The sequence below is a fragment of the Neotabrizicola sp. VNH66 genome, assembly GCF_049445895.1.
Classification (GTDB): Bacteria; Pseudomonadota; Alphaproteobacteria; order Rhodobacterales; family Rhodobacteraceae; genus Pseudogemmobacter.
On sequence record NZ_JBMSDW010000017.1, the window covers coordinates 51,643 to 75,036 of the forward strand.

22 protein-coding genes are annotated in these 23,394 nt (G+C 66.9%); 9 read left to right on the forward strand and 13 right to left on the reverse strand.

Annotated elements, in window-relative coordinates; all coding sequences use genetic code 11:
* Positions 1–85 precede the first annotated feature (85 nt).
* On the reverse strand, positions 86–784 hold the full coding sequence (locus tag ACO2Q5_RS19260) for an MgtC/SapB family protein (protein WP_423294042.1): 699 nt from the start codon (positions 782–784) through the stop codon (positions 86–88).
* 192 nt (positions 785–976) lie between these two features.
* Between ACO2Q5_RS19260 and ACO2Q5_RS19265 the strand changes: the two genes are divergently transcribed.
* Positions 977–1,447, forward strand: a complete 471-nt coding sequence (locus tag ACO2Q5_RS19265) for an RrF2 family transcriptional regulator (protein WP_423294044.1) — start codon at positions 977–979, stop codon at positions 1,445–1,447.
* 2 nt (positions 1,448–1,449) lie between these two features.
* On the opposite strand, the gene msrA is transcribed toward ACO2Q5_RS19265, so the two are convergent.
* Together msrA and ACO2Q5_RS19275 are read right to left on the reverse strand one after the other, a co-directional pair.
* On the reverse strand, positions 1,450–1,956 hold the full coding sequence (msrA, locus tag ACO2Q5_RS19270) for a peptide-methionine (S)-S-oxide reductase MsrA (RefSeq protein ID WP_423294046.1): 507 nt from the start codon (positions 1,954–1,956) through the stop codon (positions 1,450–1,452).
* A 94-nt stretch (positions 1,957–2,050) separates the two neighbouring features.
* Positions 2,051–2,473, reverse strand: coding sequence for a Fur family transcriptional regulator (locus tag ACO2Q5_RS19275; RefSeq protein WP_423294048.1), 423 nt, complete (start codon positions 2,471–2,473; stop codon positions 2,051–2,053).
* Between the two features lie 107 nt (positions 2,474–2,580).
* On the opposite strand from ACO2Q5_RS19275, the gene ACO2Q5_RS19280 reads away from it, so the two are divergent.
* Genes ACO2Q5_RS19280 through ACO2Q5_RS19295 form a run of 4 tightly spaced genes read left to right on the forward strand, consistent with a single transcriptional unit; the run spans position 2,581 to position 6,321 of the window.
* Positions 2,581–3,534, forward strand: a complete 954-nt coding sequence (locus tag ACO2Q5_RS19280; protein WP_423294050.1) for a metal ABC transporter solute-binding protein, Zn/Mn family — start codon at positions 2,581–2,583, stop codon at positions 3,532–3,534.
* Positions 3,531–4,310 (forward strand): metal ABC transporter ATP-binding protein, encoded by a 780-nt coding sequence (locus ACO2Q5_RS19285; RefSeq protein WP_423294052.1) that lies wholly within the window; start codon positions 3,531–3,533, stop codon positions 4,308–4,310. Before ACO2Q5_RS19280 ends, ACO2Q5_RS19285 begins: the two co-directional genes overlap by 4 nt.
* Positions 4,307–5,179, forward strand: a complete 873-nt coding sequence (locus tag ACO2Q5_RS19290) for a metal ABC transporter permease (RefSeq protein ID WP_423294054.1) — start codon at positions 4,307–4,309, stop codon at positions 5,177–5,179. The genes ACO2Q5_RS19285 and ACO2Q5_RS19290 overlap by 4 nt, the downstream gene beginning before the upstream one ends.
* Complete coding sequence (locus ACO2Q5_RS19295) at positions 5,176–6,321, forward strand: metal ABC transporter permease (protein WP_423294056.1); 1,146 nt, start codon at positions 5,176–5,178, stop codon at positions 6,319–6,321. The genes ACO2Q5_RS19290 and ACO2Q5_RS19295 overlap by 4 nt, the downstream gene beginning before the upstream one ends.
* Before the next feature lie 2 nt (positions 6,322–6,323).
* Here ACO2Q5_RS19295 and ACO2Q5_RS19300 read toward each other — a convergent pair whose 3' ends face one another.
* From ACO2Q5_RS19300 to ACO2Q5_RS19315, 4 genes are all read right to left on the reverse strand, one after another.
* Positions 6,324–7,529: an ABC transporter permease gene (locus ACO2Q5_RS19300; RefSeq protein ID WP_423294058.1), complete on the reverse strand. Its 1,206-nt coding sequence runs from the start codon at positions 7,527–7,529 to the stop codon at positions 6,324–6,326.
* Entirely contained in the window at positions 7,526–8,257 is a 732-nt protein-coding gene (locus ACO2Q5_RS19305; RefSeq protein WP_423294060.1) for an ABC transporter ATP-binding protein, read from the reverse strand. The genes ACO2Q5_RS19300 and ACO2Q5_RS19305 overlap by 4 nt, the downstream gene beginning before the upstream one ends.
* Positions 8,257–9,501, reverse strand: a complete 1,245-nt coding sequence (locus tag ACO2Q5_RS19310; RefSeq protein ID WP_423294062.1) for an efflux RND transporter periplasmic adaptor subunit — start codon at positions 9,499–9,501, stop codon at positions 8,257–8,259. The genes ACO2Q5_RS19305 and ACO2Q5_RS19310 overlap by 1 nt, the downstream gene beginning before the upstream one ends.
* Positions 9,502–9,713: 212 nt before the next feature.
* Positions 9,714–10,841 (reverse strand): DUF6456 domain-containing protein, encoded by a 1,128-nt coding sequence (locus ACO2Q5_RS19315; RefSeq protein ID WP_423294064.1) that lies wholly within the window; start codon positions 10,839–10,841, stop codon positions 9,714–9,716.
* A gap of 229 nt (positions 10,842–11,070) precedes the next feature.
* Between ACO2Q5_RS19315 and ACO2Q5_RS19320 the strand changes: the two genes are divergently transcribed.
* Positions 11,071–11,358 carry a DUF6477 family protein gene (locus ACO2Q5_RS19320; RefSeq protein WP_423294066.1) on the forward strand — a complete coding sequence of 96 codons (288 nt, stop codon included), beginning with the start codon at positions 11,071–11,073 and terminating at the stop codon, positions 11,356–11,358.
* A 58-nt stretch (positions 11,359–11,416) separates the two neighbouring features.
* On the opposite strand, the gene ACO2Q5_RS19325 is transcribed toward ACO2Q5_RS19320, so the two are convergent.
* From ACO2Q5_RS19325 to argE, 6 genes are all read right to left on the reverse strand, one after another.
* On the reverse strand, positions 11,417–12,973 hold the full coding sequence (locus ACO2Q5_RS19325; protein WP_423294068.1) for a trimethylamine methyltransferase family protein: 1,557 nt from the start codon (positions 12,971–12,973) through the stop codon (positions 11,417–11,419).
* Between the two features lie 141 nt (positions 12,974–13,114).
* Positions 13,115–14,284, reverse strand: a complete 1,170-nt coding sequence (locus tag ACO2Q5_RS19330) for a M20 aminoacylase family protein (protein ID WP_423294070.1) — start codon at positions 14,282–14,284, stop codon at positions 13,115–13,117.
* A 4-nt stretch (positions 14,285–14,288) separates the two neighbouring features.
* Positions 14,289–15,452, reverse strand: coding sequence for a M20 aminoacylase family protein (locus ACO2Q5_RS19335; protein ID WP_423294072.1), 1,164 nt, complete (start codon positions 15,450–15,452; stop codon positions 14,289–14,291).
* An 86-nt stretch (positions 15,453–15,538) separates the two neighbouring features.
* On the reverse strand, positions 15,539–16,786 hold the full coding sequence (locus ACO2Q5_RS19340) for an Hsp70 family protein (protein WP_423294074.1): 1,248 nt from the start codon (positions 16,784–16,786) through the stop codon (positions 15,539–15,541).
* Between the two features lie 101 nt (positions 16,787–16,887).
* Positions 16,888–18,231 carry an NAD(P)/FAD-dependent oxidoreductase gene (locus tag ACO2Q5_RS19345; protein ID WP_423294076.1) on the reverse strand — a complete coding sequence of 448 codons (1,344 nt, stop codon included), beginning with the start codon at positions 18,229–18,231 and terminating at the stop codon, positions 16,888–16,890.
* Positions 18,228–19,385 carry an acetylornithine deacetylase gene (gene argE / locus ACO2Q5_RS19350; RefSeq protein ID WP_423294078.1) on the reverse strand — a complete coding sequence of 386 codons (1,158 nt, stop codon included), beginning with the start codon at positions 19,383–19,385 and terminating at the stop codon, positions 18,228–18,230. The genes ACO2Q5_RS19345 and argE overlap by 4 nt, the downstream gene beginning before the upstream one ends.
* Before the next feature lie 232 nt (positions 19,386–19,617).
* Here argE and ACO2Q5_RS19355 point away from each other — a divergent pair, with 232 nt between their 5' ends.
* From ACO2Q5_RS19355 to ACO2Q5_RS19365, 3 genes are read left to right on the forward strand one after another with little or no spacing between them, the layout of a single operon-like run.
* On the forward strand, positions 19,618–20,646 hold the full coding sequence (locus tag ACO2Q5_RS19355; RefSeq protein ID WP_423294080.1) for an ABC transporter ATP-binding protein: 1,029 nt from the start codon (positions 19,618–19,620) through the stop codon (positions 20,644–20,646).
* On the forward strand, positions 20,639–21,694 hold the full coding sequence (locus ACO2Q5_RS19360; protein ID WP_423294082.1) for an ABC transporter ATP-binding protein: 1,056 nt from the start codon (positions 20,639–20,641) through the stop codon (positions 21,692–21,694). The genes ACO2Q5_RS19355 and ACO2Q5_RS19360 overlap by 8 nt, the downstream gene beginning before the upstream one ends.
* Positions 21,691–23,394: a peptide ABC transporter substrate-binding protein gene (locus ACO2Q5_RS19365; protein WP_423294084.1), complete on the forward strand. Its 1,704-nt coding sequence runs from the start codon at positions 21,691–21,693 to the stop codon at positions 23,392–23,394. Before ACO2Q5_RS19360 ends, ACO2Q5_RS19365 begins: the two co-directional genes overlap by 4 nt.

Below are 23,394 nucleotides of genomic sequence, written 5' to 3' on the forward strand. Positions count from 1 at the left end.
CGCTTGGCGGCAGGGGCAAAAGCGCAAAGCAGCGCCCTGCCCTGTCGGGCAGCATTTGCGCGGAAAACGGGCTGCAGCCCCTGCGTCAGCCCTCGTCCAGCGATTCCCAGCGGACCCGGGTCAGGCCCGGCTCGGCGGCCAGTCGCTGAACCGCCTGTTCCAGCACCGCATCTGTGGTGGCCCCCTCGGCCGCAACGGTCGCCACAAGAACCAGCGTCTGCCCACCGTCCGCCGGGCGCATGTCGATCTCGCTCAGATGCAACCCGCTGAGGCCGAGTGTCCGCAACAGCAGGCTGCGGGTCCCGCCCTCAAGGTCCGGTGTCACTGTCACCGCCACGCGGAACACCCGGCCCTGCGGATTGCGCGCATTCAGCCGCCGTTTCAGCCATTGCACGAAAGGCCGCAGCCCGAAGTTCACGAATACCACCAGCCCCGTCGTCAGAAGCGCGAAATCCCAGTTGCCATGGCCCGCCAGCAACCCCACCGCCGCCGAACACCAGAGCGTGGCCGCCGTGGTCAGGCCGTGCACGTTGAACCCGTCACGGAAGATGATTCCCGCCCCCAGAAAGCCGATGCCGCTGACCACCTGCGCGGCCACGCGGCTGGGGCTCATGTCCCCCTCGACCAGCATGGAAAAGACCATGAAGGCCGCCGCGCCAAGCGCCACCAGCGCATTGGTCCGCAGCCCGGCCTTGCGCTGGCGCAGCTGGCGTTCAATCCCGATCAGCGCGCCGCAGCCCATGGCAACGGACAGATTCAGGCCGGCAGCGACAAGGGTGATCATCCGGAGGTCCTTTTGTTCGAAACCTCAGGATAGGCGGCTACCCGGCAATTTGTAACAGATTTACGACACATCCATGACAGAAGGCGGCGGGCGCGAAAACCGGCACCTGCGGCACCGCTTTCTGATCTGGATCAGGGACGCCGCCGCACGGACGCTGCATGATGGGTCCGTTCCAGCCCATTCCGGATTCCGATGCGCCTGACCCTCCGCACCAATCTTGCCGCCCGCGTGCTGATGTTTTGCGCGGTCAATCAGGGCCGCATCGTCCGCACCCAGGACATTGCAGACCATTGCAACGCCTCATTGAACCATCTTCTGCAGGTGGTCGCGCTGCTGCAGGGGGCGGGATTTGTGGAAACGTTGCGGGGCCGGTCGGGCGGGCTGCGGCTGGCGCTGCCCGCGGCCAAGATTTCCATCGGCCATGTGTTCCGCCTGTTCGAGGGCGACCTGCCGCTGGCGGAATGTTTCGACCCCGCCCGCAACACCTGCCCCCTGCGTGGCCCCTGCCGGTTGCAGGCCGCGCTGTGCCGGGCACAGGCGGCATTTTTCCACGAACTGGACGCTGTCTCGCTGCAGGATCTGGTGGCGGAAAACCACGGGCTGGCGGGGTTGCTGCGCCTGTCAGACCCGGCACCCGGCCTCACCGCCCCGCCAGCACCCTGAAGTTACTCCGCCGCGGCGCGCTTGGGCAGAACCCAGCCCGGACGCGGGAAATGGCAGGTATAACCGTTCGGCAGCCGCTCCAGATAATCCTGATGTTCGGGCTCCGCTTCCCAGAAGTCGCCGGCGGGCTTCACCTCCGTCACCACCTTGCCCGGCCACAGGCCCGAGGCATCGACATCGGCAATCGTGTCAACGGCCGTGTCGCGCTGCGCCTCGGACAGATAGAAGATGGCCGAACGGTAGGACGGGCCACGGTCATTGCCCTGCCGGTTGGGCGTGCTGGGATCGTGGATCTGGAAGAAGAATTCCAGAAGGCGCCGGAACGACAGTTTCGCCGGATCGAAGATCACCTCAATCGCCTCGGCGTGCATCCCGTGATTGCGGTAGGTGGCATTCGGCACCTCGCCGCCGGAATAGCCCACCCGGGTCGAAATCACCCCGGGCAGCCGCCGGATCAGCTGCTGCATGCCCCAGAAACAGCCGCCTGCCAGAATTGCACGTTCCGTCATGACATTTCTCCGCATCGCCGCGGGCGGCACTTGCCCGCTTTCCCGGTGAATATGGGGCGTGGCGCAGCGGGCCGCAAGCAAGCGTCATGCGGCGCTATTTGCGGCGGCAATACAGCTCCAGCCGGTGATGAACGATCTCATAGCCCATTTCGGCCGCGATCTGGCGCTGCAGCTCCTCGATCCTGGCATTGTGGAATTCGATGATCTCACCCGAATCCACATCGACGATATGGTCGTGATGCGAGGTATCGGCCACCTCGAACCGCGCGCCGCCATTTTCAAAGGAATGGCGGTGAACCACGCCCTCCCGCTCCAGCACCGCCAAGGTGCGGTAGACGGTGGCAAGCGAAACGCTGTCATCCAGCCCCTGCGCCCGGCGGTGCAGCTCGGCGGCATCGGGATGGTCCTGCGCCTCGGTCAGGACGCGCAGCAAGGCCTCACGCTGGCGGGTGACGCGAACGCCTCCCTCACGCAAAGCCTGTGTCATCCGGGCGGTCATGTCGGTGATCTTCTTCATCGCGCCAGCCTATCACGCGCTTTCGCAACAGGAAACCCGAAGGTGAGAATCCCCCGGCACCCCATTCTTCAGTTGCAAATGCTTCTCAGTTGCATAAGATCGCAACCATGGAACCCAGACGCCGCCAAACATCCCGCCCGTTGATCCTTGCCACTGCTCTTGCCCTGTTGGTGCCAGCCTCCGCCCGCGCTCAGGCGCCGTTGGATGTGCTGGCGACGGTGGGCATGATCGCCGATATTGCCAGGCTGGTCGGGGGTGAATGCGCGCAGGTGGAAACCCTGGTCGGCCCCGGCGCGGACCCGCATCTCTTCACCCCCGCGCCTTCGGATCTGGCCAAACTGCAACGGGCGGAGCTGGTGCTTTATGGCGGGCTGAACCTTGAGGGCCAGCTGGGCGCCGTGCTGGACAAGCTGTCACACAGCCGCCCGGTCGTCGCCGTGTCCGAGGCTGCCGTGACCGAAGATCAGCGCCTGGCCAGCGACGGCCAGCCGGACCCGCATGTCTGGATGGACCCGGGGCTTTGGGCCGGAACCGTTCCGGTGATCGCCGCGGCCATCGCCGCCGAACGCCCGGATTGCGCGGCCGAGATCACCGCCAATGCCGCGGCCACCTCGGCCGCGCTGACGGCGCTGGACGGCTGGGTTGCGACCTCGGTCGCCACCATTCCGCAGGCGCAGCGCCAGCTCGTCACCGCCCATGACGCCTTCGCCTATTTCGGCCGGGCCTACGGGCTGGAGGTGACGGCCATTCAGGGCATCTCCACCGCGTCCGAGGCGGCGATTGCCGATATCGACGCAGTGGCCGCCACCGTGGCCGAAAGTCGCGTGCCAGCGGTTTTCATCGAATCCACCGTGAACCCGCGCACCATTCAGGCGCTGATCGAGGCGGTCGCCGCCCGCGGCGCCACCGTCCGCGTGGGGGGAGAGCTTTATTCCGACGCGCTGGCCCCCGCGGGCAGCCCGGCCGGAACCTACATCGGCATGATCCGCCACAATGCCGCAACCATCGTCACCGCTTTGGGCGGCACGCCTGCCCCGCTGCCGCCGGAGATTGCTGAATGACCACGACCGCGCTGCACGAGCCGCATCTTGCGCTGCATGCCGAAGACCTGACCGTCGGCTATGGCGGAGAGCCGGTGCTGATCGACGCCGATATCGACATTCCCCCCGGAGTTATGGCCGCCATCGTCGGCCCGAACGGGGCCGGAAAATCCAGTTTCCTGAAAGGCTGTCTCGGGCTGGTGAAGCCCACGGCGGGGCATGTGCGCTACTTCGGCCAGCCCCTGGCGCAGGCGCGCGGGCGGGTGGGCTATGTGCCGCAGCGGTCCTCGGTGGACTGGGATTTCCCGACCACTGTGGTGGATGTGGTGACGATGGGCCTTTATGCCCGGCTGGGCCTGTTCGGCCGTCCGGGCCGGGCGGAGCGGGCCAAGGCCATGGCCGCGCTGGAGGATGTGGGCATGGCCGATTACGCGGGCCGCCAGATCGGCCAGCTGTCGGGCGGCCAGCAGCAGCGGGTCTTCATTGCCCGGGCGCTGGTGCAGGACGCGGACCTGTATTTCCTGGATGAGCCGATGGCGGGTGTCGATGCCACGACCGAGGCGGCGATTGTCGCGCTCCTCCACCGGCTGCGCGACCGCGGCAAGACGGTGGTCGTGGTGCATCACGACCTGTCCACCGTGCGGCGCTGGTTCGACTGGCTGGTGATGCTGAACCGCCGGGTGATCGCCCAGGGGCCGGTGGCAGAGACATATACCGCGCAGAATCTGCGCGCCACCTATGGCGGACAACTGGCCGTGCTGGACCCCGCGGACCATGGGCTGGGGGGTGCGGCGTGATTACGGCCCTTCTGACGCCCGGCCCGGTGCAGACCGTGGCGCTTGGCACCGCCCTTCTGGGGGCGCTGGCGGGCGCACTTGGCACCTTTTCCACGCTCCGGCGGCAAAGCCTGATGGGGGATGTCCTGTCCCATGCCGCGCTGCCCGGCATTTGTCTGGGTTATCTGGCGGCGGGCAGCCGCAGCCTGCCCTGGCTTCTGGCGGGCGCGCTTTTGGCGGGGCTGCTGGCGGCGGCCTCGGTGCAGCTGGTCTTGCGGATGACGCGGCTGAAGGCCGATGCGGTGATGGGCGTCGTCCTGTCGGGCTTTTTCGCGCTTGGCACCGTGCTGCTGTCTGCCATCCAGCACAGCGGCGCGGGCGGCCATGCGGGGCTGTCGACCTTTCTCTTCGGGCAGGCGGCGGCCATGCTGCAATCCGATGTGCGGCTGATCGGCGGCGCAGCGGCCGCGGTGGCGCTGGTGCTGGCGCTGGTCTGGAAGGACCTGAAGCTGGTGACCTTTGACCGCGACTATGCCCGCAGCCTTGGCCGCCCCGTAACGGGGATCGAGGCGCTGTTGTCCGCGGCAACTGCGGTCGCCATCGTCCTTGGCCTGCAGGTGGTGGGCGTGGTCCTGATGGTCGCCCTGCTGATCGCGCCCGCGGTGGCGGCGCGGCAATGGGTGCAGTCGCTGTTTCCGATGCTGGTGCTGGCCGCGCTGGCGGGGGCGGTGTCGGGCGTAGCGGGGGCGCTGGTCTCCTCGGGCGCGCGGGGGTTGGCCACCGGGCCGGTGATCGCGCTGATCGCCGCCGGGCTGGCCGGGGTGTCGCTGCTGCTGGCGCCCGGGCGCGGTCTTCTGGTGCGCGGGTTTCTGAAGGGGGCGCGCGGATGATCGGCCTCTTGTCCCAGCCGGAAACGGCGATCCTGCTGACCGGGGTGCTGCTTTCGGCCGCCGCCGCCCTGCCCGGCAATTTCCTTGTCCTGCGCGGCAATGCGCTCTTGACCGATGCGATCAGCCATTCCGTGGTCTTCGGCATCGCGGTCACATGGCTGGCCACCGGGCTGATTGCCGGGCCGGTGCAGGTGCTGGGCGCGGCCGCCGCGGGCCTTCTGACCGTCCTTGCCATCGAGGCGCTGAGCCGCAGCGGCGTGATCCGGCAGGATGCCGCCATGGGGCTGGTCTTCCCAACGCTGTTCGCCGCGGGTGTGCTGATCCTGAACCTCTACGCCCGCGACATCCATCTGGACATCGACACCGTTCTTCTGGGCGAGATCGCCTTCGTCTGGCTGGACACCACTCCGGTTCTGGGGGCTGAGGTGCCGCAGGCCCTGCTGACGCTGGCGGCCTGTGCCGCGCTGAATGCGGCTTATGTGGTGCTGTTCTGGAAGCAGCTGAAGCTGGCCACCTTTGACCCCGATTTAGCGCGGTTGCAGGGCATGCGGCCCGGGGCGGTCTTCAGCGGCCTTCTGGCGCTGACGGCCACCACGGCGGTGGCCGCGCTGGATGCCGTGGGCGCGATCCTGTTCGTGGCCTTCGTCATCGTGCCGCCCGCAACAGCCTTTCTGCTGACGCGGCGACTGTCGGTCATGGTGCCCTTGTCAGTGGCCCTGGGCGTGGGGGCGGTCTTTTTGGGCCATCGCGCCGCCTTCGCGCTGGATGTCTCCATCGGGGGCAGCATGGCGCTGACGACTGCGGTGCTGTTCATCGCCGCGCTGCTGGCCGCGCCGGAACAGGGCATGGTCGCCACCCTGCGCCGCCGCCGTGACCGGCAGGTAATGGTCGCGCTGCGGACGCTGGTCAGCCACCTGTCCGCCCATGCCGATGGTCCGCGGCAAAGCGAGGAGAACACCGTTTCCGCGCTGGAGGATCATCTGCGCTGGTCCCGCCCGCATGCCGAACGGGTGATCCTGCGCGGGCTGGACGCCGGGCTGATCCGGCGCGAGGGTGGACTTCTTGCGCTAAGCGCCACGGGTCAGGCCATGGCGCGCGAGATTGCCGCTGCCCTTGGCCCCGGCAGCAACCGCCCCGGCTGAGCCTATTGGTGGCGCAGGGCCTCGATCGGGTCCATGCGCGCCGCCCGCCGGGCGGGGAAGAAGCCGAAGACCACCCCCACCACCGCGGAAAAGACAAAGGCCAGGAGGATCACCCCGGCCGAGGGCGCGAAGGGAATGCCCATGAACACCCCCGCCCCCCAGGCCAGCGCCAGCCCCGCGGCAATGCCGATGACCCCGCCCAGAAGGGACAGCACCACCGCCTCGACCAGAAACTGCGTCAGCACCTGGCGCGAGGTGGCGCCGATGGCCAGCCGGATGCCGATCTCCCGCGTGCGTTCGGTGACGGACACCAGCATGATGTTCATGATCCCGATGCCACCCACCAGCAGGGACACCGCGGCGACCGAGGACAGCATCCCCGACAGCACCGAATTCACCTGATTCAGCATCGAGGCCACCTCTTTCATATCGGTGACCGAGAAATCATCCGCCGCGCCCAGACCGATCCGGCGGCGTTCCCGCATCAGATCCTGCACCGAACGGATGCCCTCGGCCGTGGAAACCCCGGGCGACAGCGCGATCTGGATGGAATTCACGTCCTGATCGCCGTTCAGCCGCCGCTGCACCAGCCGGATCGGCATGATGATCAGATCGTCCTGATCCTGCCCAAAACTTCCCGCCCCTTTCGAGGCCAGAAGTCCGATGACCTGACAGCTGAGCTGTTTGACGCGGACCTGCTGGCCCACCGGGTCCAGCGTGCCGAACAGGTTCTTGCGCACCGTCTCGCCTATAATACAGACGGGGGCGCCTGCGCGGGCCTCGGCGGCGGTCATGTTGCGGCCATTGGCCAGCGTCCAGTTGGCAATCTCCAGATAGCTTTCCGTCGATCCGGTGATCGAGGTCGAGACATTGGATGCGGCAAAGACCACCGTGGCCGAGGCGCTGGCCGTGGGCGCCACCAGCCGCGCGACGGGCAGTGTCGCCACCGCCTCGGCATCGCGCAGGGTAAAGCGGCGGGCGGGCGCCCCGCCCGGCGGGCCGAACCCGCGCTGGCCGGGCCGCAGCACCAGCATGTCGGAGCCGAGAGAGGACACCGAGGCCGAGACCTGCTGCGACGATCCCTGCCCCACGGTCACCATGGCGATGACCGCAGCCACCCCGATGACCACACCAAGGATGGTCAGGAACGACCGCAGCTTGTTGCGCAGAATGGACCGCAGCGCCAGGCGCATCGCCTCGATGATCATGGCGCAGCCCCCGCTTTGGTCCGGTTCCACTCCACCGGGGCATCCTTTGTGATCCGGCCGTCGGTAAAGACGATCAGCCGCTTGGCATAGGCGGCGATGTCGGGTTCGTGGGTGACCATGACGATGGTGATCCCCTCGGCCGCGTTCAGCTGCTGCAGCAGGATCAGGATTTCGTGGCTGCGGTGACTGTCAAGATTGCCGGTGGGCTCATCGGCCAGAATAACCATGGGGCTGCCCGCCAGCGCGCGGGCAATCGCCACCCGCTGCTGCTGCCCGCCCGAAAGCTGCGACGGATCGTGCCCCTCGCGCCCGGAAAGGCCAACCTTGGCCAACGCCGCCCGCGCCTGTTCCGCCCGTTCCGCCGCAGGCACACCTTTGTAGATCAACGGCAGTTCCACATTCTCGGCCGCCGAGGTGCGGGCCAGAAGGTTGAACCCCTGAAAGACAAAGCCCAGATAATGCCGCCGCAGCAACGCCAGCGCATCGGCCGACAGGTCCTGCACGGCAACGCCCTCGAACAGGTAATCGCCCGAGGAGGGCCGGTCCAGACAACCGATGATGTTCATTGTCGTGGACTTGCCCGAGCCCGAGGGGCCCATGATCGCCACGAACTCCCCCCGCGCGATGGTCAGGCTGACCCCGTCCAGCGCCCGCACCTCGGCCTCACCCTGCCCGTAAACGCGCGAGACGTTGCGGAATTCGATCAGCGGCGGCTCTGTTTCGGCCATCAGCCGGCCTCGCGCTGGCTCAGGATCACGGCGTCGCCCTCCTGCAGCTCTTCCGAGGTGACGACGATCTTGGTCCCGTCGGTGGCACCGGGGGTCACCTTCACCCGCACCGGCACCCCGCCGCGCAGCACCCAGACCCCCGATCCGTCCACCCGGCCCGCGGGGGTGTTGGACGGCGGGCTGGGCAGGATGAAGCCCAGAAGCCCGCGGCCCGACCGGCTGCTGCTGGTCTGCGCCGGCGGCGCGTAGCGCAGCGATGCCACCGGCACCAGAAGAACACCCTCATCCCGCGCGATGGTGATGGTTGCCGTGGCGGTCATGCCGGGGCGCAACAGCAGGTCTTCATTGGAAACGCTCAGCACGGCGGTGTAGGAGACCACATTCTCGGTGTCGTCCGGCGCATAGCGCAGGCTGGTGATCCGGGCGTCAAAGGCGCGGCCCGGATAGGCATCGACGGTAAAGGTCGCCTCCTGCCCCACCTTCACCCGGCCGATATCCGCCTCATCAACCGAAACCCGCAGCTCCATCCGGGTCAGATCTTCGGCCAGGGTGAACAGGATCGGGGCGTTCAGCGAGGCGGCGACGATCTGGCCCTTTTCGGCGGCGCGGGTCAGCACGATGCCGTTGATGGGCGACCGGATCTCGGCCTTGTCGAGATCGGCCTTCTGACTGGACAGGTTCGCTTCGGCCAGCGTGACATCGGCCTCGGCCATCTCCACCGCGGCCACCGCCCGGTCATGCGCGGCCTTGGCGGCAACATAGGTCTGCCGCTGCTGCAGCCCGCGCTTGTCCAGCGCCTCGGCCGTGGTCAGCGCCTCAGCGGTTTCGGTCACCGTCGCCTCGGCCGAGGCAAGCTTTGCCCGCGCGGACACCAGCTGCGCCTCGGCATTGGTCACCGCGGCCTTCAGCTTGGTGTCGTCCAGCCGGGCCAGCACCTGCCCTTCGGTCACCTCGTCATTATAGTCCACCTCGACTGCGGCCAGCGTGCCCGACAGTTCCGAGGAGAGTTCCACCTGCGTTGTGGGCTGGACCGTGCCGGTGGCAACCACCGTCACCTCCAGATCGCCGCGGGTGACCGGTGCGGTGTCATAGACATAGCGCGTCTCGCCCTGCGAGACCTGCCAATACCAGAGCGCGGCGCCGCCAAGTGCCAGCAGCAGAACCAGCCACAGCCAGAGACGCCCGCGCCTGCGGCGCGGCATGCGGGACAAGGCGGCAAGATCGGGGCGGCTGTCTTGGGTCACGATAAGCTTCCGGTGGCCTGTGCAGGTTCAACGGAGCCGGAGCCGGTTTCCGTCGGACGTGCCGCCACTATAGGCCGCGCCCGGCCCGCAGGGAAAGCGGCCCCTGCAGCCGCAGGCAGACAGAGCCGCCGCCCAAAATGCGAAAAGGCAAGGCGCCGCAGCACCTTGCCCCTTTGCGCCCATGGCGCGGCGCAGGAATTCCCGACCCGCCTTCAGCCGATCAGCGGACCGGAGCGGCCGTAGGTCTCATCATAATGCCGGCGCAACCGCATCAGGGCGATGCGCAGCACGATCTTGCCGGACCGCGCCGCCCATCCCATCCGGCGTTCCGCCGTCTCGATCCCCTCCAGAAAGCAGCAGACCCGCAGCGCCACGTCGCCCAGACCCGGCCCCAGATCGCGCAGGGCGCCCGCCACCCGGTCACGCGCCCGGGCCGGACCTTCCGCCAGACCGGAATCACCCCGGAACCCGCCGCGGTCGGCGCCGGTCAGAAACCGCTCCCAGTTCTGGGCGACACGCGGGCCCATCTGCGCCAGTTCGAAATCCTCGCGCAGACGTTCGGCCGCCTCGACCATCTCCGGCTCCAGAAACGGCTTGCCGTCCTTGTCGCGGCGGCGGCCCAGCACGGCCACCGGGCTTTCCGCGATGTTGCAGCGGATGCGGCGCGGGCCTGCGTCATCCATCACCTCGCGCTCTTCCCAGATGCGGTGGCGGTCGGCAAAAGGCGCCGCCGCCTCGGCCATTCCGGCCGAACGGCTGTCTGCATCCAGCAGACGCCGCGCCTCGGCCCGGCCCGCGGCAGTGATCTCATAGGTGGAAATGCGCCCGGTCTTCCGGCAGGCGATCCAGTCCTTCAGGCTGAAGGCCTGCGCCACCGCACGGTCCAGCACAGCGGTGCGCGCGCTGCGGCCATCAGGGAATTCGCGCAGAACGACGGCCTTTTCCATCTCGGGCGCGAAGGCCAGCACGGCACCGGGTTCGGCCAGCCGCCGCAGCAGGCGCCGCGCCTCGCGCAAGAGTTCGGCATCGTCGGGCAGCATGGCCGAGGCCCCTTTGGCGGGCTGGGCAAGGGTGCGGAAGGGCGCGGTCATCTGGGGGGTATCCTTGGAGCGGGGGGTGTCGGGGCTCTGGGGAAGGCGCAGCGCGCTGAGCGCGCCGTCCATCAGCGGATCGTCGCGCCGGGATTCATAGCGGCGCACCTGCCGCATCACGGTTGACGCATTGAGCCCGGTTTCCCGGGCCAGCGCCCGCAGCGACTGCCCGTCCTCCGTATGGCTGATATACAGGCGGACGCGGGCAGGCAGCCAGCACGGAAGCGATGGGGCGGCAGAGGCGATCAATCCGGTTCCTCAGCGATGGTTCAGGCAGGTTGCAGGCGGCGTCAGCGGGGCGCCTTGCACAAATGCAACCTACAGGTGATCGGTTACTCGACGGTTAACTTTTAACACTTTGGCGATCTTCGTAACCAAAACCTAAACATTTCCGAAGCCGGCGTTCGCAGATTGGAAACACTCCGCAACGATGGGTTGTATCGTTGCAGTCTTATGGCCTTGTCACCCAGAGGCCCCCATGTCCGATTATCGCAAGAACCTGACCGACCTGCGCCGCCCCTCAATCCTGATGAACGCGGTGCGCCACGGGTTGCCCGCCTATCAGCGCGGGCGGATGCTGAAGCGGCTGACGCCGGGGGAAACCTCTCCCCTGCGCACCCTGCCCCGGCTGATCGAGGCTGAGGCGGCGCTGGAGGAAACCCGTGTCCGGGGCGATGCGACCTATTCGATCCCGCGCCATATCGAGGTGCTGGTGGCCTTGGTGGCCGAGGCACAGATGCTGCACAACGTGGTGCCGATGCGCTGACGGAAAAGGCCCGCCGCGGATTGCGCGGCGGGCCTTTTGTATCGTCGGGGGGAAAAGGTCAGATGAAGGCGTCCGGCATTTCGGCCTTGCGCTTGGTCACGAACTCTTCCAGCCCCTCGCGCTTGGCCACATCCAGTTCGGGCGGCTGATAATCCCCCAGCATCTTCTTCACGCGGACAGAGGCAAGGGCCTGCGTGTCGCGGGCGCCCTCTTCTTCCCAGGTTTCGAATGGCTTGTAATCCAGCAGATCAGACCGCCAGAAAGCGGATTTGAAATTGGCCTGCGTGTGCGCGCAGCCAAGGTAATGGCCGCCCGGGCCGACCTCGCGGATGGCGTCCATGCCCTGCGCATTCTCGTCCAGCGCGATGCCCTTGGCGATGCCGTGCAATGCGCCCAGCTGATCCGCGTCCATCACAAATTTCTCGTAGGACGACACGAGGCCACCCTCCAGCCAGCCGCAGGCATGCAGCATGAAGTTCACGCCCGCCAGCAGCGCCATGTTCAGGCTGTTCGCGGTTTCATAGGCCGCCTGCGCATCCGGCAGCTTCGAGCCGCAGAACGACCCGCCGGAACGGTAGGGCAGCCCCAGACGCCGCGCCAGTTGCCCCGCGCCATAGGTGATCAGCGCCGCCTCTGGTGTGCCGAAGGTGGGCGCGCCCGAGTTCATGTCGATCGAGGTGACGAAGGCGCCGTAGATCACCGGCGCGCCGGGGCGGACCAGCTGGGAATAGGCCACGCCGGCCAGAACCTCGGCCTGCACCTGCGCCAGCGTGCCCGCGACCGAAACCGGCGCCATCGCCCCGCCCACGATGAAGGGGCTGATGATGGCGGCCTGATTGGCCCGCGCATAAACCTCCAGCGCGCCCATCATGATCCCGTCAAAGGTCAGGGGCGAGTTGATGTTGATCAGGCTGGTCATCACCGTGTTCTGATCGACGAAATCGTCGCCGAACAGGATCTTCGACATCGCCACCGAATCCGCGGCGCGCGAGGGTTCGGTGACCGAGCCCATATAGGGTTTGTCCGACAGCACCATATGCGCCATCAGCATGTCCAGATGGCGCTTGTTCACCGGCACGTCGGTCGGCTCACACACCGTGCCGCCGGAATGGTGAAGCCATTTGGACATATAGCCCAGCTTCACGAAATTCTGGAAATCGGCGATGGTCGCATAGCGGCGGCCGCCTTCCAGATCACGCACGAAGGGCGGGCCGTAGACCGGGGCCAGCACCAGCCCCTTGCCCCCCACCTCGACATTGCGGGCCGGATTGCGGGCGTGCTGGGTAAAGCTGCGCGGCGCGGTCGAACACAGCTTGCGCGCCAGACCGCGGGGGATCCGCACCCGTTCGCCCCGAACATCGGCGCCCGCCGCCCTCCACAGCGCCAGCGCGCCGGGGTTTTCCACGAAATTGACGCCGATCTCTTCCAGCACCGTTTCGGCGTTCCACTCGATCGTGGCCAGCGCCTCTTCGTTCAGCACCTCGAAATTCGGGATGTTGCGCTCGATGAAGCGCGCCGTCTCGAACGAAACCGCCGTCCGCTCTGCCCGCCGGGTTGCCCCGCCGCCGCCACGCGCCCGCCGCCCGGCTCCGGCCACCACATCCAGATCGCTCATCTCATCCTCCCAGAGGTTCTTGGCCCGTTATGACGGCAAAGCGGGGGCGCCTGTCCCCCGTTTCCGTCGCTGCCCGGACAAAAACGACACAAGCCCCGGCAGAAAACGACGCGCCCCGGGCCACCCCCGCGCCGACGAGGATCAGCCCACCGGCATCCGGCTTTCGGCCATGCCCGCATACCAGCTGGCCCCAAAGGGAATGGCGTTGTCGTCGAAATTATAGGCCGGATGGTGCACCCCGGCGGTATTGCCATTGCCAAGGAAGATATAGGCGCCGGGACGCGCCTCCAGCATGAAGCTGAAATCCTCGGCCCCCATTTGCAGCGCCGCCTCCTGCACCGCGCCGGGGCCAGAGATGGCAGCCGCCACGTCGATGGCATAGCCGGTATTCTCCTCGGCATTCACGGTCGCGGGATAACCGCGGTGATAATGCAACTCTCCCGTGGCGCCAAAGCTGGCGGCGATGCCGCTGATGATCTGCCCCATCCGCCGCTCCGCCTCATCCCTCACCGCGGGTTCAAAGGTGCGCACCGTGCCCTTCATCACCACGACCTGCGGGATGACGTTATGCGCCGGGCTGTCGGTCTGCATGGTGGTGACCGAGACGACGACCTGTTTCACCGGGTCTACGATCCGGCTGGCAATGCTTTGCAGGCCCAGAATGATCTGCGCGGAAATCACCATCGGATCAATGGTTTCATGCGGTTTCGCCGCATGGCCGCCGCGCCCCGTCACCACGATCTCGAACTGATCGGCCGCGGCCATCAGGGGGCCCGGGCGGATGGCGAACTGCCCGACCGGCAGGCCCGGCCAGTTGTGCATCCCGTAGACCTCGCCCACGTTCCAGCGGTCCATCACCCCATCGGCCACCATCTCGCGCCCGCCACCGCCGCCCTCTTCGGCGGGCTGGAACAGGCAGACCACGGTGCCGTCGAAATTCCGCGTCTCGGCCAGATATTTCGCGGCGCCCAGCAGCATCGCCGTATGACCGTCATGGCCGCAGGCATGCATCTTGCCCGGGGTTTTCGACGCATAGTCCAGCCCGGTCTGTTCCATGATCGGCAGAGCGTCCATATCGGCGCGCAGGCCAACGACCTTGCCCGATGTATCCGTGCGCCCCTTGATCACCGCCACCACGCCGGTGCGGCCGATGCCTTCCACCACCTCATCACAGCCAAAGCTGCGGCACAGCTCTGCCACCTTCGCCGCCGTCCGGTGCACTTCGAACAGAAGCTCGGGATTTTCGTGGAAATCATGGCGCCAGGCGGTGATCTCGGGCAGGAGTTCGGCGAAACGGTTCTTCACGGGCATGGGATCAGTCCTTCACCGGCAGACGGTTTTCGACAAGGGTGACGAAGTAGCTGCACCCGGCCGGAATGGCCTCATCATTGAAATCATAGGCGGGATGGTGGCACTGCGCGGTATCGCCGTTGCCCATGAAGATATAGGCGCCGGGCCGCGCCTCCAGCATATAGCTGAAATCCTCGGCCGGCATGATCGGGCGGCAGTTGCGGTCCACCCGCCCCGCCACCGCCTCGGCCGCCTGCGCGGCATATTCGGCATTCTCGGCATGGTTCACGGTGACGGGATAACCCCGCTCATACTCCACCACGGCCGTCGCGCCAAAGGCCGCGGCGGTGGCGGTGGCGACAGCCTTCACCCGCTCCTCGGCCAGATCGCGCATTGCGGCATCCAGACAGCGCACCGTCCCCGCCATCACGGCGGTGTTCGGGATGATGTTCGACGCGCCGCTGTCGGTGCGGAAGGTGCCCACGGTGACGACGACCGACAACAGCGGATCGACATTCCGCGCGACGATGGATTGCAGCGAGACCACGATCTGCGCCGCGGCAAGGGTCGTATCCACCGCCATATGCGGCTCGGCCGCGTGGCCGCCCTTGCCCGTGACAGTGATCACGAATTCATCGGCGCTGGCCTGCAACGGACCGGGGCGCAGGACGAACTCCCCCGCCGCCAGACCCGGCGCATTGTGCAACCCGTAGACCTCATCAACGCCGAAACGGTCCATCAGCCCGTCGTCGATCATCGCCTTGGCGCCTGCACCGCCCTCTTCGGCGGGCTGGAAGATACAGACCACCGTGCCCGCGAAATTCCGCGTCTCGGCCAGATATTTCGCGGCCCCAAGAAGGATGGCTGTATGCCCGTCATGGCCGCAGGCATGCATCTTGCCCGGCGTTCTGGACGCATAGGGCAGGCCCGTCGCCTCATGAATGGGCAGCGCATCCATATCGGCGCGCAGGCCCACAGTGCCCCCGGTGCCCCGGCCCCGGATCACCCCCACAAGGCCGGTGCCACCGATGCCCGTCACCACCTCATCCACGCCGAAGCTGCGCAGATGTTCGGCCACCCGGGCACTGGTCCACGGCAGGTCGTACATCAGTTCGGGGTTTTCGTGGAACTCGCGCCGCCAGGCGGCGATTTCGGGCTGCATCTCGGCAATGCGGTTGCGGATGGGCATGATCGGTCTCCTTGTCCCGCCAGCCTGATCCGAAAGCCCGCGGCCCGCAACCCCCGCGGGCGACAGGCCAAAGGCATGCCGCGACCTCAGCCGAACCGCCGCCGGGCCTCCACCGCCAGCCCGGTTCCGACCGAGCCGAGCATGTCGCCGGTCGCAATCCGCGCCCCGGGCAGCACCGCCTGCACGGTCCGGTGCAGGATCGGCAGACCCGAGGAGCCGCCGGTGAGGAAGGCCGTGGCAATCGCCCCCGGGACCACCCCCGCGGCGGCAATCACCCGGGCCAGAAGATCGCGGATCCGGTCCAGGGGCGCCTCCACCGCCGCTTCGAACCCTTCGCGACGGGCCATGGGATTGGGGCCGCCGGTCAGGTCTGACATCTGCAGCCGCGCGGCCTCAGACTCCGAAAGTGCGATCTTCGCCGCCTCCACCCGCATCGCCAAAGCATGGCCGTGCCGCTCGGCCACCACCCGCGCCATCCGGTCGATCAGCTCGGGCCGTTCCGCCTCATGCCGCAGCGCCTTCAGATCCGCCGCGGTGCGCGCGGAGTAAAGCCCGTTGATCCGGTGCCAGGTCGCCAGATCCAGCCAGTAATGCCGCGGCATCACCCCGCCGTTCTTCGTGGGCGAGAGATAGCCCAGATGCGGCATCGCCTCGGCCAGCGACAGCAGCCGGTCGAAATCGGTGCCGCCGACCCGGATGCCGTCATTGGCCAGAATGTCGCCCGCCCGGTCCGGGCGCCGCGCGCGGTCCGGCCCTACCCGTACCACCGACACGTCCGAGGTGCCGCCGCCGATGTCCACGATCAGCACCAGTTCCTCGGCCTGAACGCCCGTCTCATAGTGCAGGGCTGCGGCGATCGGTTCGAACTGGAACGCCACCTCGCGCCAGCCGCAGGTGCGGGCGATCTCGGCGAGCGTTTCCTCGGCCGCTGCATCCAGGCTGGGATCGTCGTCGATGAAATGCACCGGTCGGCCCAGCACCACCCGGTCCAGCCCCGGCGCCACGGCCTCCTGCCTGCTGCGAAGATGGGCGATGAACCGGCTCAGCACCTCGCGGAAGGCAACAGACTTGCCACCCACGGCGGTGCGTTCATGGATCAGCCCGGTCGACAGCGTGGTCTTCAGCGCCCGCATCAGCCGGCCATCCTCGCCCTCCAGATAGGCCGAAACCGCCGCGCGGCCGAATTGCGGCGGCGCGCCATCGGCATCCCAGAACACGGCCGAAGGAATGGTGACCGCCTCACCCTCCACCCCGATCAACCGCGCGCCATTCGCATCGGCCAAAGCCACGGTGGAATTCGACGTGCCGAAGTCGATGCCGCAATAAAGGCCCATCTGCCGCCCCCGGATCAGGAAAGACGGCGCTGATACCTGCCGCGCAAGACCCGGGCAAGTGTCATTTTCTGTGCGTAAACACCCCAAGGGGGCTGGCCCCGCTACAGCGCAGGGCCCGGGGCAATGCGGCTGCCGTCGCTGAAGCGTGACAGGCGGAAGCGGCTCAGGTCATGGTCCGGCACCTCGCCCGCGACAAGACTGGCGACCACGCGCCCCATGCCGGGGCCGATGCCGAAGCCATGCCCGCTCATCCCCGTCGCGACGGTCAGCCCGGGGATCGCCGCCACATGGTCCACCACCGGCACCACATCGGGCATGGTGTCGATCATGCCTGCCCATGCCGTCCGCAGGGGCGGGTGCCCGATCCCGGGAAAGGCGCGGGCAAAGGCGGCCTGCACCCGCCCAAGGGTGGCGCGGTTCGGCGCCGGATCCAGCACCCGCATCCGCTCGAACGGGGTTTCGGAATCGGCGGACCAGCGGCGCGACGTGCCCCATGCGTCTGGAAACCCGGCGGGCGCCGCCAGCCGAAAGGTGGTGGCGCGGAAATCCTTGCGCAGCACCGGCAGGTATTTCGGCAGGCTGGCAAAGGCATCGCGGCCGATGAAGAAATCATGTTCGGCGCCCGGGGCCAGCGTATAGCCGCCATCGGCGCGGCGGCGGAAGGCAAAGTCGGCATCGGCCGCCGCACCGGGAAAAATCTCCGGCAAGGGGCCGGTTTCCGCCACCGAGGCCAGAACCGAAAGCTGCGGGATCTGCACCCCATGCGCGGCCAGGAACAGCCGCGACCATGCGCCTGCCGCCACGACCACCCGGTCACAGGCGATGCGTCCCGCCTCGGTGATGACGCCCGCCACCTGGCCCGCGGCAATGTCCAGCGCGCGGACGGCACAGTTTTCGCGCAGGGTCACCCCCCGCGCCGCGGCCGCCTCAGCCAACATCGGCACCGCCGTCCATGGTTCCGCCCGCGCATCGGATGCGGTCCAAAGCCCCCCGGTCCAGCCCGCCGCCGCCCCGGGCAGCAGGGCCGAAACCTCGGCCGCCGTCACCATCCCCGTGTCCAGATCCTGCGCCCGGGCATGGGTCAGCCAATCCTCATATCCGGCCAGCTCCCCGCGGGTCTTCGCCAGATACAGGACTCCGGTCTGCCGAAATCCAAGGCCATCGCCCAGTTCCCGGGCAAGTGCCTGCCAGATACGCAGACTTTCCATCATGATCGGCAGTTCAGCCGGATCGCGGCCCTGCTGGCGGACCCAGCCCCAGTTGCGGCTGCTTTGCTCGGCGGCGATGCGGCCCTTCTCGGCCACGACCACGCGCAGCCCCTTCTGCGCCAGAAACCACGCGGTCATCACCCCGATCACCCCGCCGCCAATCACCACCACATCGGCCTGCCGGGGCAAGGGGCCGGTGTGGCGCGGGGGCAAGGCGCAGGTGATGGGAAAGCTCACCGCAGCTGCTCCACCAGCCGGGCCATGAACTGGTGTCCGGCCTCGAACTGGGCCACCTCAAGATATTCGTCGGGCTGATGGGCCTGCGCAATATCGCCGGGGCCGCAGACCACGGCGGAATAGCCTTCATCCTGAAACTGCCCCGCCTCGGTCCCGTAGGACACCACCCCCGCCGCATTGCCGCCGGTCAGGCTGCGGGCCAGACGTTCGGCCGCACCATCGGTTTCGGGACGCAGACCCGGGATCTGGAAGGCGCGGCGGAACTGCACCCCCGCCTCGGGGCGCCGCGCCTTCAGCGCCGCATCCAGCCGCAGCGCCTCGGCCTCGAAATCCGCGGCGCGGGCGTCCACGCTTTCATCCGGCACCACCCGCATTTCCACGAAGAAATCGCAATGCGCCGCGGTGATATTATGCGCGGTGCCGCCCCGGATCGCGCCCACATGAAGCGTGGTGAACGGCGGGTTGAAGGCCTGTGCCACGGCGCTGCGGGGGGCAGCCTGAACGGCGTCGTTCCGTTCATTCACCCAATGGACCAGCCGCGCTGCCTCCATGATGGCCGAGACGCCTTCGGGCAGCAGCGAGGAATGCACCTCATAGCCCGTCACATCGACCTGAAAGCCGACACCGCCCTTGTGCCCGGTGATCACGCCCATGCGCGACGGCTCTCCCACGATCACGGCCGAAGCCTTGGGCACCACCTCCTGCATGGTGCGGATCATCGGCGGTGCGCCGGTGCAGCCGGTTTCCTCGTCATAGGACAGCGCCAGCTGCAAGGGCCGCGTCACGCCCGCCCGCTGCGCCCGCACCAGCGCCCAGATGGCCAGCGCGACATAGCCCTTCATGTCGCAGGTGCCGCGGCCGTAAAGCCGCCCGTCGCGTTCAGTGACGGTCCAGGGATCCGAGGTCCAGGCCTGGCCGTCCACCGGCACCACATCCGAATGACCCGACAGCACCACGCCCCCCGCCTGCCACGGGCCGGCATGGGCGATCAGCGCGGCTTTCTGCCTGTCTTCGTTCCAATGCCGGAAGGTGCGGATACCATGGCCTGAAAAATAGGCATCCAGCCAGTCGATCAGCGGCAGATTCGTATCCCGACTCACGGTCGGAAAGGCCACGAGCCGGCTGAGGATTTGACGCGGCGTAAGTTCTTCCATCGTTCCCGTCCCATATGTTGCGGCCAGCCTCTGCCGCAGCACTGCCCCTGTCAAGTTGTGGCAGATTGACTGACGGATCAGGCAGAATGACGAAACATTCCGGTGGATTCACACCCCAGAAACAGGATTGATCCCTGTCCGAAAATCGACAACAGTTGACCATCCGGTCAGACCTTGGAAAAAGGCGCGCCGGAAAAATAAGAAAACAAAAACAAAAGACTGGGGAGTCTACATGGCCGAAACGGGCCTGCCCGTCCTGGATGTCCGGGGCCTGAAGACGGTTTTCCGCACCCGTGGCGGCGAGGTTCATGCCGTGAACGATGTCAGCTTTGCGCTGCACCGCGGCGAACTTCTGGGCGTGGTGGGGGAAAGCGGCTCGGGCAAGTCGGTGACGATGATGTCGCTGATCGGCCTTCTGCCCTCTCCCCCGGCCGAGGTGCGGCGCGGTCAGGTGCTGCTGGGCGGCACCGATGTGCTGAAGGTTCCGCCCGAAAAGCTGCGAGAGATCCGCGGCGCCAAGATCGGTTTTGTGTTTCAGGACCCGATGACCAGCCTGAACCCGGTGTTCACCGTGGGCATGCAGATCATGGAGCCGTTGCGCAAACACCTGAAGCTGGACAAGGCAAAGGCCGAGGCCCGCGCGGTCGAACTTCTGGAACTGGTGGGCATCCCCGATGCGCGGCGGCGGCTGAAAAGCTATCCGCACCAGTTTTCCGGCGGCATGCGGCAGCGGGTGATGATCGCCATCGCGCTGGCCTGCGACCCCGATGTCCTGATTGCCGACGAACCCACCACCGCGCTGGACGTGACCATTCAGGCGCAGATTCTGGAACTGGTGAAAGACCTGCGCCAGAAGCTGGGCATGGCGATCATCTGGATCACCCATGACCTTGGGGTCATCGCGGGCATCGCTGACCGGGTTCTGGTGATGTATGGCGGACAGGTGGTCGAACAGGCCCCGGTGCGCGATCTGTTCCGCAACCCGCAGCATCCCTATACGCGCGCCCTCCTCCAGACCATTCCGCGGCTCTCCGGCCCGCGGGAGGCGCGGCTGAAGGTGATCGAAGGCCAGCCGCCCATCCTGATGGAGGAACCGCAGGCCTGTCCGTTCCGCGCCCGCTGCGAGCACCGTTTTGACCGTTGCGATGCCGAAAATCCCGCCCGCCGCCCGGTAGATGGCGTGCCGGTGGGCGAAGGCCATGACGTGGCCTGCCACTGGACCGCCCCCGCCCCCGTCCGGCAGGAGGCGGCCCATGCGTGACAGCGTGACCGAACCTCTGGTCCGGGTCGAAGGGCTGAAGATGCATTTCCCGATCTATTCGGGACTGTTCCGCCGCCATTCCGGTGATGTGAAGGCGGTGGATGGCGTGTCCTTCACCATCAACCCCGGCGAGACGCTGGGCCTTGTGGGCGAATCCGGCTGCGGCAAATCCACCGTGGGCCGCGCCGTCCTGCGGCTTTATGAGCCGACAGCGGGCCGCGTGGTCATCGACGGCGAGGATGTGGCCAGCCTTGGGCGGGAAGCCCTGCGCAAGAAGCGCCCTGCCATGCAGATGGTGTTCCAGGACCCGCAGGCCAGCCTGAACCCGCGGATGACCGTGGCCGACATCATCGGAGAGCCACTGAACGAACATACCCGCTGGCCCCGTGCGCAAAAGACCGCCCGCATTTATGAGTTGATGGATGCCGTGGGTCTGAACCGCCGCTTCGCCAACCGCTATCCGCATGAATTCTCGGGCGGGCAGCGGCAGCGGATCGGCATTGCGCGGGCGCTGGCGCTGAATCCGAAATTCATCGTCTGCGACGAGCCGATTGCCGCGCTGGACGTGTCGATTCAGGCGCAGGTGGTGAACCTGCTGGAGGATCTGCAGCAGAAACTGGGTCTGACCTATCTGTTCATCAGCCACGACCTGTCGATGGTGCGCCACCTCGCCCAGCGGGTGGCGGTGATGTATCTGGGCCGGATCGCGGAACTGTCGCCCTCGGCCCAGCTTTATGCCCGGCCGCTGCATCCCTATGCCGAGGCGCTTCTTTCCGCGGTGAATGAGCCGGACCCCGAGATCGCCGCCACCCGCAAGCGCATTCTGCTGAAGGGGGATGTGCCCTCTCCCGCGAACCCGCCGGCGGGCTGCAATTTCTGTACCCGCTGCCCCAAGGTGTTCGACCGCTGCCGTACGGAAAAGCCCGATCTGGCCGAGGTCGAACCGGACCGCTGGGTCGCCTGCCACCTTTACGATACCAAGACGGAAGCCGGATCAACCGGCGGACCCGAGGTCAAAGAGCCAAACCAACGAGGAGTGAACCCATGAAGATCAAGACCGCCCTGATGGGCGCAGTTGCCGCTGTGGCCATGGCCCCCGCGGCCTATGCCGAGCGCGGCGCCGATGGCAATGTGAACATCCTGTATTGGCAGGCTGTCTCGATCATGAACCCCTACCTGTCCTCGGGCACCAAGGACGTGGAAGGCTCGTCGCTGGTTCTGGAAGGGCTGGCCGGGTTCAACGAAAAGGGCGAAGTCATCGCCCGTCTGGCGGAATCGGTGCCGACGGTCGAAAACGGCGGCGTCGCGGCCGACCTGACCTCTATCACCTGGAAACTGAAGCCGGGCCTCCTGTGGTCCGACGGCACGCCCGTCACCTCGGCCGATGCGAAATTCACCTATGAATATTGCACCCATCCCGAAGGTGGCTGCGCGCAGGCCGCACGCTATGAAGGCATCTCCTCGATCGAGACGCCGGATGACCTGACCGTCATCATCAAATATGCCGCGCCGAAGCCCAATCCCTATACCGCTTTCGTGGGCGCCACCTCGCCGCTGCTGCAAAAGGCCCAGTTCGAAAAGTGCCTTGGCGCCGCCGCCTCGACCTGCACCACGGAAAACACCTATCCCATCGGCACCGGCCCCTTCACCGTCAAGGACTTCAAGGTCAATGACGTGGTGATGCTGGAAGCCAACCCGAACTACCGCGATCCGGCGAAGCCGGCCTTCGCCACCGTTACCCTGAAGGGCGGCGGCGATGCGCAGGCAGCCGCCCGCGCCGTCATGGAAACCGGCGAGTTCGACTATGCCTGGAACACCCAGATCAACCCGGAACTGCAAGAGCAGATGAAGGCCGGCGGCAAGGGCGTGTTCCTGATCGGCTACGGCACGCTGGTCGAGCGTCTGGAAATGAACATGACCGACCCCTCGCCCAGCCTGCCCGAGGGCGAGCGGTCCACGACCAAGCATCCGCACCCGTTCTTGTCGGACATCAAGGTGCGCGAAGCCCTGTCCAAGGCGATTGACCGCGAAACGCTGGTGGCTATCGGCTACGGCGACTCGGGTCGCGCCACCTGCAATCTGGTGCCCGCGCCGGAAATGTTCGCCTCCGACAACACCGGCTGCATCCCGCAGGATGTGGACGGCGCCAAGGCCCTGCTGGACGAAGCCGGCTGGACCGACACCGATGGCGACGGCATCCGCGACAAGGACGGCAAGAAGCTGTCGATCCTCTACCAGACCTCGTCGAACCCGGTCCGTCAGGACTTCCAGGCGGTCATCAAGCAATGGTGGAACGACATCGGTGTCGAGGTCGAGCTGAAGGTGGTCGACGCCTCGGTCTTCTTCGGCGGCGATGCCGGCTCGCCCGACACGTTCCAGAAGTTCTATGCCGACGTTGAAATGTACGCGAACAACTTCGACGGTACCGACCCCGAGCCCTATCTGGCGCAATACCTGTGCGACAAGATCCCCGGCCCGGAAAATCAGTGGCAGGGCGAGAACATCAACCGCTTCTGCGACCCGGCCTATGACGCCATGGTCGAAGAGCTGTCGAAGACCGCCGAAATGGGCAAGCGGGCCGAGATCGCCAAGAAGCTGAACGACATGCTGACCAAGGACAGCTTTGTCGTGGTTCCGCTGGTGGACCGTGGCCGTCTGTCGGCCGCCTCCAACACGCTGGGCGGCACCATCCTGAACACTTGGGATTCCGAACTGTGGAATGCCTCGGACTGGTTCCGGGTGAAGTGA

What these genes read in the sequence shown, in the direction of transcription:
- ACO2Q5_RS19305 (WP_423294060.1), bottom strand. Translation starts at nt 8,257, where the DNA reads ATGGCCGAAACAGAGCCGCCGCTGATCGAATTCCGCAACGTCTCGCGC.
- ACO2Q5_RS19280 (WP_423294050.1), top strand. Translation starts at nt 2,581, where the DNA reads ATGGAACCCAGACGCCGCCAAACATCCCGCCCGTTGATCCTTGCCACT.
- ACO2Q5_RS19330 (WP_423294070.1), bottom strand. Translation starts at nt 14,284, where the DNA reads ATGCCCGTGAAGAACCGTTTCGCCGAACTCCTGCCCGAGATCACCGCC.
- ACO2Q5_RS19355 (WP_423294080.1), top strand. Translation starts at nt 19,618, where the DNA reads ATGGCCGAAACGGGCCTGCCCGTCCTGGATGTCCGGGGCCTGAAGACG.
- ACO2Q5_RS19335 (WP_423294072.1), bottom strand. Translation starts at nt 15,452, where the DNA reads ATGCCCATCCGCAACCGCATTGCCGAGATGCAGCCCGAAATCGCCGCC.
- argE (WP_423294078.1), bottom strand. Translation starts at nt 19,385, where the DNA reads ATGGAAGAACTTACGCCGCGTCAAATCCTCAGCCGGCTCGTGGCCTTT.
- ACO2Q5_RS19285 (WP_423294052.1), top strand. Translation starts at nt 3,531, where the DNA reads ATGACCACGACCGCGCTGCACGAGCCGCATCTTGCGCTGCATGCCGAA.
- ACO2Q5_RS19275 (WP_423294048.1), bottom strand. Translation starts at nt 2,473, where the DNA reads ATGAAGAAGATCACCGACATGACCGCCCGGATGACACAGGCTTTGCGT.
- ACO2Q5_RS19365 (WP_423294084.1), top strand. Translation starts at nt 21,691, where the DNA reads ATGAAGATCAAGACCGCCCTGATGGGCGCAGTTGCCGCTGTGGCCATG.
- ACO2Q5_RS19300 (WP_423294058.1), bottom strand. Translation starts at nt 7,529, where the DNA reads ATGATCATCGAGGCGATGCGCCTGGCGCTGCGGTCCATTCTGCGCAAC.
- ACO2Q5_RS19325 (WP_423294068.1), bottom strand. Translation starts at nt 12,973, where the DNA reads ATGAGCGATCTGGATGTGGTGGCCGGAGCCGGGCGGCGGGCGCGTGGC.
- ACO2Q5_RS19265 (WP_423294044.1), top strand. Translation starts at nt 977, where the DNA reads ATGCGCCTGACCCTCCGCACCAATCTTGCCGCCCGCGTGCTGATGTTT.
- msrA (WP_423294046.1), bottom strand. Translation starts at nt 1,956, where the DNA reads ATGACGGAACGTGCAATTCTGGCAGGCGGCTGTTTCTGGGGCATGCAG.
- ACO2Q5_RS19340 (WP_423294074.1), bottom strand. Translation starts at nt 16,786, where the DNA reads ATGGGCCTTTATTGCGGCATCGACTTCGGCACGTCGAATTCCACCGTG.
- ACO2Q5_RS19295 (WP_423294056.1), top strand. Translation starts at nt 5,176, where the DNA reads ATGATCGGCCTCTTGTCCCAGCCGGAAACGGCGATCCTGCTGACCGGG.
- ACO2Q5_RS19320 (WP_423294066.1), top strand. Translation starts at nt 11,071, where the DNA reads ATGTCCGATTATCGCAAGAACCTGACCGACCTGCGCCGCCCCTCAATC.
- ACO2Q5_RS19360 (WP_423294082.1), top strand. Translation starts at nt 20,639, where the DNA reads ATGCGTGACAGCGTGACCGAACCTCTGGTCCGGGTCGAAGGGCTGAAG.
- ACO2Q5_RS19260 (WP_423294042.1), bottom strand. Translation starts at nt 784, where the DNA reads ATGATCACCCTTGTCGCTGCCGGCCTGAATCTGTCCGTTGCCATGGGC.